General features: G+C 65.2%; 1 protein-coding gene. It reads left to right on the forward strand.

What is annotated here, in order from left to right:
- Window positions 1–204, forward strand: a 204-nt coding sequence (locus tag AB3X94_RS42435; protein ID WP_368614527.1) for a transposase, incomplete at both ends; no start/stop codon positions are given.

The raw sequence follows: 204 nt of genomic DNA on the forward strand, positions 1-204 counted from the left end.
GCGCGGTCATCCTCGATGGCCGTACGCTGCTGTCGACGTGCGAAAGCGGCGCACGCGCAGGCTACGACGGGTACAAGCGCAAGAAAGGCAGCAAGGTACATATGGCGGTGGACACGTTGGGACAACTGCTCGCGGTGCATGTGACGCCGGCCAACGAGCTGGTGCGCGCGCAGGGTGGAGAAGTGGCGCGTCTGGTTCAGCAGG

The organism is Paraburkholderia sp. BR10923, from assembly GCF_040948765.1.
Taxonomy (GTDB): Bacteria; Pseudomonadota; Gammaproteobacteria; order Burkholderiales; family Burkholderiaceae; genus Paraburkholderia; species Paraburkholderia youngii.